This is a genomic window from Longimicrobium sp. (assembly GCF_036554565.1).
GTDB lineage: Bacteria > Gemmatimonadota > Gemmatimonadetes > Longimicrobiales > Longimicrobiaceae > Longimicrobium.
In genome coordinates, this window is the sequence record NZ_DATBNB010000148.1 from 1 (window position 1) to 5,432 (window position 5,432).

The window sequence follows — 5,432 nt, forward strand, 5'->3', positions numbered from 1 at the left end:
CTCGCCGTCCGCGGTGCGCGGCAGCTCCGCCCAGCCCACCACCTGGCCCGCGTTGTTGATGTCGGTGCCGCCGCTGAAGAACCCGCCCAGGGTGCCCAGGTCTTCCATGCCCCCCGACGGCCTCCAGCGGAACGCGTGGTAGGCGGCCCAGCCGAACTCCGTCAGTTCCGCCAGCTGCGAATGGCCGGTGACCAGCCCGGCGCGGTTGATGGCGCGCGCCTCGCTGGCGCGGCCCGGCGCGTTGCCGAACGTGCCCAGGTCCTGCATGCCCCCCGCGGGCGTGTGCAGGAACGCGTGGTTCCGGCCGCCGCCCACGTCCGAGGCGCCCACCACGTACCCGGCGTCGTTCATGTCGTACGGGTGGCTGGAGCCTCCGCCCAGGGTGCCCAGGTAGCCGACGTTTCCACCGCTCACGTAGAAGCTGGGGGCGGCCGCGGCCTCCGGTGTGGCCGCCACGGGCGACTCGTCGCTGCACGAAGCAAGGAACAGCGCGGCAAAGGCCAGGAGCGGCACCGCGCGCTGCAGGCGCGGCGAACGCGGGAGGGCGGTCGGCATCAGGATGGTCTCCGGAAGCGGTGGAGCGGAGGAGGACTTCAAAACTAACGGAGGCTGCGAACTTCCGCAACTCGTTGCACTGCTGCAAGATACCTGGAGAATGAACGGTCCGCCGCCGATGGTTTCGGGCCGTCGCGCCCGGGCCCGAACGCGCCGCGGGGCGCATCCGGAACCCGGATGCGCCCCGCGGCGCCATCATGATACGGCCGAACCTTAGCGGGCGACGCGGCGCTCGCGGATGCGGGCCGCCTTGCCGCGCAGGTTGCGCAGGTAGTACAGCTTGGCGCGGCGCACGCGTCCGAAGCGAACGACTTCCAGGCTGCCGATCATGGGCGAATGCAGCGGGAACGTGCGCTCCACGCCGACGCCGCCCGAGATCTTGCGGACCTTGAAGGTTTCCTGGATGCCGCCGTGCTTGCGCGCGATGCAGACGCCCTCGAACGCCTGGATGCGCTCCTTTTCACCCTCGCGCACGCGCACGTTCACCTTCAGCGTGTCGCCCGGACGGAACTGGGGGATGTCCGAGCGAAGATATTCCTTCTGGGTCTCGATGAACGGATGCATGGGTCCTCGGTCTTTCTCTGAATAAGTGGAGAGGTTGGGCCGTCCGGAACGGGTCCGGCCATCGTACCCAACATCAACTGTGATCCGGGGCCTCCCAGAGGTCCGGACGCCGCTCGCGCGTCAGGGTTTCGCCCTGCTCGCGCCGCCAGGCGGCGATTCTGGCATGGTCGCCCGAAAGAAGGATCTCGGGCACCTTCAGCCCGCGATACTCCGCGGGCCGCGTATACGAAGGCGCGCTGAGCGAGCCGTCGTAGTGGCTGTCGGTCGACGCCGACTCGTGGTCGGAGATGGCGCCCGGCAGCAGCCTCACCACCGCGTCGATCACGGCCAGGGCCGGGATCTCGCCGCCAGACACGATGAAGTCTCCCAGCGACACCTCTTCGGTGGCCAGGTGCTCGGCCACGCGATGGTCCACGTCCTTGTAGTGCCCGCAGAGAAGGGTGATCTCGTCCGCGAGCGAAAGCCGAACCGCGTCCTCGTGGCCAAAGCGCCTGCCCCGCGCCGACATCAGCAGGATGGGGCCTTGCGGCCTGTCCCGCCCCTCGGGCGCCAGCGACTCCACCGCCTCCCAGAACGGCTCGGGCTTCATCACCATCCCCGCGCCGCCGCCGTAGGGCAGGTCGTCCACCGTCTGGTGGCGGTCGTGGGTAAAGTCCCGCAGCTGCACCAGGTTGTAGCTCACCAGCCCCGCCGCCGCCGCCCGGGACGGAATGCTCAGCCCCAGCGGCCCCCGGAAGAAGTCGGGGAAGAGCGTGACCACGTTCACGCGCATCACAGCTCCAGCAGCCCCACGGGCAGGTCCAGCTCCAGCACGCCCTCGGCGGGGTCGATCCGGCGGATCATCTCCCGCACGAAGGGGATCAGCAGCTCGTCGCGCCCCTCGCGGGCCACGCTCAGGAGCGGCCCCGAGGGAGCATCGTACAATTCCCTCACCGTGCCCACCTCGCCCTCGGCCTCGGTGATCACCTTCAGGCCCAGGACCTGGTGATAGAACACCTCGCCCTCCTCCGGCGGCGCGGCGTCGGTGCGGGCGATCAGCAGCGACCGGCCGCGCAGCTCGTCCTGCGCCGGCGACCGTCCCGCGTGCTCCCGCGCCTTCACCAGCATGCCGCCCTTGAAGGGGCGGGCCCGCTCGATGGTCAGGCGGTCGTCGGACGGCCTGCCCCGCGCGTCGCCGACGATCAGGACGCGCCCCGCCGCGAAGGCCGCGTCGGGACGGTCCGTCTCCAGCCGGACGAACAGCTCGCCCTTGATGCCGTGCGGCTTCTGAACCGACCCGACGATCAGGAACTCGGGCTCGTCGCCGGCCATGTCAGCGCCGGCGGTCAGCCCTGGTTCTCGTCCGCCGCGGGCTCGGTGGCCTCGGCGTCCGTGGCAACCGGCGTCTCGGCGGCCGAGGCGTCGGGCGTGCCCGGGTCGGTCGCGGTGGCGGTCGGCTCGGTAGCCTCGGCCTCCACGGCCACAGTGCCGGCCTCATCGCCCGAAGCCGCCGGAGCGGCCGAGGACGGGTCCTGGTTGTCGTCGCCGCCACCCGAAACGCGGTCGCTCACCGCCGAAACCGCGGACGAAGCCGCGTCCGAAACGGCCGCGCCGGCCGAAGCCGCAGCGCCCGAAACCGCCGCGCCAGCCGAAGCCGCCGCGCCAGCTACGGCCGAGGCAGCCGAAGCCACCGCGCCCGCCACGACCGAAGCCGCGCCGGAAACCGACTTGCCGGCCTTCTTGGCCGCGCCGGTCACCACCTCGGCGGCCTGCTCGACCACGTTGGGGGCGGGCTCGAACACGCCGGCCTTCTTGAGCAGCGACTGCACGGTGTCGGTGGGCTGCGCGCCCTTTGCGATCCAGGCGAGCGCCTTTTCGCGGTCGACCACGAGGGTCGCGGGCTCGGTGGTCGGGTTGTAGTGGCCGACCCGGGCAACGAAACGGCCGTCGCGGGCGGTGCTGCTCTCGGCGACGACGATGCGGTAGTGCGGGGCCTTCTTACGGCCCATGCGACGAAGACGGATCTTGAGCGCCATGGTTCTCCCTCGTGGGGTGGGTGGCGTCCAGGCGGGCGGCGTCTGCCCAGGCCGGACGATCGAAAAACCAGTGCGAGAGTGCGAAGGTGCGAGAGTGCGAAAGTTGTTCACTCTCGCACTTTCGCACTCAGCACTTTCGCACTTTCACGCCCTCGGCATGCCGCCGAACGGCAGCCTGGGCATTCCTCCGCCCTTGGGCATCATGCCCTGCAGGCCCTTCATCTGCTTCATGAACTTCTGCATCTCCTTGAACTGCTCCAGGAGACGGTTGATCTCGCTTACCGGGCGGCCGCAGCCGCGCGAGATGCGGAGGCGGCGCGAGCCGGTCAGCATCTCGGGGCGCTTGCGTTCCTGCTTGGTCATCGAGGTGATGATGGCCTCGATGTGCTTCATCCGCTGCGGATCGACCTTGACGTTCTTCAGCATCTTGCTGTTCACGCCCGGCAGCAGCTTCAGAAAGTTCTCCAGCGGACCCAGGTTCTGGAACTGCCGGAGCGCCATCAGGAAGTCGTCCAGGTCGAAGCGCCCGGCGCCCATCACCTTGCGCTCCAGCTTGGCCGCTTCGTCGGCGTCGAAGGCCTTCTGCGCCTTTTCCACCAGCGCGACCACGTCGCCCTGCTGAAGGATGCGCCCGGCCATCCGCTCGGGGTGGAACTCCTCGAGCCCGTCCAGCTTTTCGCCGACACCCAGGAACTTGATGGGCTTGCCGGTGACCCCGAAGATGGAAAGGGCCGCGCCGCCGCGGGCGTCGCCGTCCATCTTGGTCAGCACCACGCCGGTCACGTCCAGCGCCTCGTCGAAGCCCTTGGCGACGTTCACCGACTCCTGGCCGATCATGCCGTCGGCCACGAACAGGATCTCGGCGGGCTTCAGCTCGGCCTTCAGGCGGCGAAGCTCGTCCATCAGCTGCTCGTCGATCTGCAGCCGGCCGGCGGTGTCGAAGATCACCACGCGGTCGCGCTCGCTCCGGGCCAGCTCCAGCGCGCGGCGGGCGATCCCCACCACGTCCTGCGAGCCCGGCTCGGCGTACACCGGCACGCCCACCTGCTCGCCCAGCGTCTGCAGCTGCTCGACCGCGGCGGGGCGGTACACGTCGCACGCCACCAGCCGCGTCTGGCGCATCTCGCGCTTCATCTTGCGCGCGATCTTGCCGGCCGTGGTCGTTTTTCCGGAGCCCTGCAGCCCCACCATCATGATGACGGTGGGCGGAATGGGCGACAGGGCCAGCGAGGCCTTCTTGTCGCCCAGCATGGACGTCAGCTCCTCGTGAACGATCTTCACGAGCTGCTGGCCGGGAGAAACGGACTTCAGAACCCGCTCGCCGAGCGCCTTCACCTCCACGCGCTTCATGAAGTCGCGCGTGACCTGGAAGTTCACGTCGGCCTCCAGCAGCACGCGCCGGATCTCGCGAAGCCCCTCGCGGATCATGGGCTCGGTAAGAACCCCGCGCTGCCGCAGGCCCGAGAGTACGCCTTCGAGCTTGTCGCTGAGCTGGTCGAACACGCTATCGCCGCCGTTCGGATAAGCCGAATTCCCGCCTGCGCCGGTGCCCCGGGCAGGCGGGAGATGCAGAGCCCACCAAGATACACCCGCCCGCCCTTTTTGCCAACCCTGCCCCGGTTCGCAGGTCGTACACCGAACAACCCGTCATCCCCACCCGCCACCGCCCGCACGCCCCTGTCCACCTGTGGCGGGTTCTGCCCTGTAGCGCAAGCACACAGCAGGAGATAGCGTCACTTTACCCGTCCGGTTTCGCTCCCCGCGAGCCTTGACCGTCGATACGGTATAACGTATACTAGGGAGCGCTGATGCGTGACGATGTCAGGGTGATCTACACCGACGAATTTCGCCGCGAGCTTGGGGCGATTCCGCCGGAGCAGCAGCAGCGCGTCATGGGCCGGATCGCGCACCAGGAGCGCCGCGGCTGGGCAGATGGAGTAAAGGCGGGCGACCTGGTGCCACTGCGGGACGGAATTTGGGAACTCCGAGTGGTGGGCCGGGGAGCTGCGTACCGCGTGCTCTTTGCGCCGTTGCCCGGTGAGGCGGCTCGCCTGCTGGTGCTTACTTCGTGCAGCAGCAAGGCGCAGTTGAAGAAGCGTGCGGTGATGGATGCGGAACTCCGCCGGGCACGCGCCCGCCTGGATCACTGGCGAGAACAGCAAGGGTGAACGATGGACCGCTATGGCCTCACCACGGATGAAGTGATCGCGGAGTTCTCCCGTGATCCCGAGTTCGCGGCACTTTGGGCGGAAACGCTGCCGCGGATCGATCTCGGCATCAACATCATCCGCCTTCGTG

General features: G+C 68.9%; 6 protein-coding genes and 1 pseudogene. 1 reads left to right on the forward strand and 6 read right to left on the reverse strand.

Annotated elements, in window-relative coordinates; translation table 11 throughout:
- From VIB55_RS03945 to ffh, 6 genes and pseudogenes are all read right to left on the reverse strand, one after another.
- Positions 1–555, reverse strand: a pseudogene (locus VIB55_RS03945) (hypothetical protein); the annotation flags it as partial.
- Positions 556–768: 213 nt separating this feature from the next.
- A complete protein-coding gene (gene rplS, locus VIB55_RS03950; RefSeq protein ID WP_331875368.1) occupies positions 769–1,119 on the reverse strand; it encodes a 50S ribosomal protein L19 in 351 nt (116 codons plus the stop codon).
- A 73-nt stretch (positions 1,120–1,192) separates the two neighbouring features.
- Positions 1,193–1,891: a tRNA (guanosine(37)-N1)-methyltransferase TrmD gene (trmD, locus tag VIB55_RS03955; protein ID WP_331875369.1), complete on the reverse strand. Its 699-nt coding sequence runs from the start codon at positions 1,889–1,891 to the stop codon at positions 1,193–1,195.
- A complete protein-coding gene (rimM, locus tag VIB55_RS03960; protein WP_331875370.1) occupies positions 1,891–2,430 on the reverse strand; it encodes a ribosome maturation factor RimM in 540 nt (179 codons plus the stop codon). The genes trmD and rimM overlap by 1 nt, the downstream gene beginning before the upstream one ends.
- A 14-nt stretch (positions 2,431–2,444) precedes the next feature.
- Positions 2,445–3,134, reverse strand: a complete 690-nt coding sequence (gene rpsP, locus VIB55_RS03965) for a 30S ribosomal protein S16 (protein ID WP_331875371.1) — start codon at positions 3,132–3,134, stop codon at positions 2,445–2,447.
- 144 nt (positions 3,135–3,278) lie between these two features.
- Positions 3,279–4,637, reverse strand: coding sequence for a signal recognition particle protein (gene ffh / locus VIB55_RS03970; protein WP_331875372.1), 1,359 nt, complete (start codon positions 4,635–4,637; stop codon positions 3,279–3,281).
- 305 nt (positions 4,638–4,942) lie between these two features.
- Here ffh and VIB55_RS03975 point away from each other — a divergent pair, with 305 nt between their 5' ends.
- Entirely contained in the window at positions 4,943–5,302 is a 360-nt protein-coding gene (locus tag VIB55_RS03975; protein WP_331875373.1) for a type II toxin-antitoxin system RelE/ParE family toxin, read from the forward strand.
- Positions 5,303–5,432 lie beyond the last annotated feature (130 nt).